Annotated in this window: 2 protein-coding genes; both read right to left on the bottom strand. The window is 63.4% G+C overall.

What is annotated here, in order from left to right; genetic code table 11:
* Positions 1 to 632: hypothetical protein (locus MKK70_RS01515; RefSeq protein ID WP_243945509.1), on the bottom strand; the 632-nt coding region annotated here is incomplete at its 3' end.
* 7 nt (positions 633 to 639) lie between these two features.
* Entirely contained in the window at positions 640 to 1425 is a 786-nt protein-coding gene (locus MKK70_RS01520) for a Gp138 family membrane-puncturing spike protein (protein ID WP_243945511.1), read from the bottom strand.
* Positions 1426 to 1518: the final 93 nt, after the last annotated feature.

Consider the following 1518-nt stretch of genomic DNA (forward strand, 5'->3'; position numbering starts at 1 on the left):
CCTATGAGGCCGGAGGAGCTATTCAGGACGATCGTGCTGCCGGGGAGAGTGTTTGCAGCCTTCAGGACGTGGAAGCGACCGTTCACGTTGAACCACTGCGCCTCGCGCGCCTGGCAGACATCGCGGAGCATCTGATGGGCCATGCCGCACGCAAGGAACCCGCGCGGGAACTTTGGGCCGCCGAGCTTGTCGATATGACCAGCCGTGACACCGAATGGTTTGAAGGCACTCAGAGCCATCTGCACGCGGTCGTCGTGCGTGTGCCCGGCGGCAAGAGTCTTGTTCAGCGTCGCGAAGTTGCGTGCATTCCCCGAACTGGTCGCAGCGATATGCGTCACCACGTCGGTGATGTCCTCGCGAAAGTTTCGAGCCTGCCGGATCTCACCGTTGAAGATGATTGATGTGCCACCGTCGCGGTAGCCGGCCGAAAGCGTGATCTTCAGATTTTCCTTCGCAAGCTTCGCATAGCTGTCCTTCGACAGGTTCGAGACGTAGATGTTTGCGTGAGCCGGGGTGGACGACACGAACTGATGCGTATCGAACCGGACGCGCGGGCCGTTGTCGCCGTCGCTGGTAAAGCTGAAGCCGCCGTCGATCGAAACGGAGACCTGCCGAAGGTATTGCTGCCCCATCGCTCCATCACCTCGATACGAGGGCAGTAAGGGTGTAGGCCGCGCGCTGCACCGGCTCAGGAATGGCTCGGACCTGAGATGCGAGCAGCGCGACGAGCAGCACCATGGCGCCGCCGGCCATGCCTTGGAACACGCTGCCGAAAAGGCCGCCGCTCGGGCTCACCTTGCCTTTGACGTTCAGGTCGCCCTTGAGCGCGAACCCCTTGGCCGACTCCATGGCGATCGCCATGCCCGACTTCATGCTGATGCCGGTGTCCTTGTCGAAGGCGAGGGTGTGCTTCCCGTCGTCCACCGAGACCGTCACCCCCTTCTGAGGGTGCAGGGACACGACGTGCTTCCCGTCGTCCGATCGCATCTCGTGTGCGTCGGGATTGAACTTCGGGAGCTTGCGCGGCGTGGAGCGGATGCCGGGGATGTAGACGGCATCCGAGAGGTCGGCCACGCGAGCGTCGATCTGGGCCTGCGTGCCGCCCTGCTGGTGCCAGGCATCCATCGAGCGGGCCATGAACAGGGCGATGCCCTCGTCGTCCTGCTTGACCGGGTGCGTCGAGGTCACGCCGCCGCCGCCCGAGAACTGGATCGGTGCGTCGGTGATCGGCGGGTAATCCACCTGCTGCAACGACCCGTCTTCCTTTCGGAAAACTGCCTTCATTGTTGGCTGGATCGAGACGGTGTGCCCGTCCGCATCCTTGATCACCCGAACCGGCATGGCCGTCATAACCGACGACCGGACCTGATCCGCAAAGCTTTCGTAAATCTCTAGCTCGTCGGTGTAGCGTGTGCGCGGGTCCATGGGCCGACCTCAACCTTCCACGTGATGGCGGGAGGTGGGACGGCTTGCTGTCAGCCGAGCGCCCTGGCGCGGACGCTCGTTCAGAGGACGAGG

It is taken from the genome of Methylobacterium sp. E-041 (assembly GCF_022829665.1).
GTDB lineage: Bacteria > Pseudomonadota > Alphaproteobacteria > Rhizobiales > Beijerinckiaceae > Methylobacterium.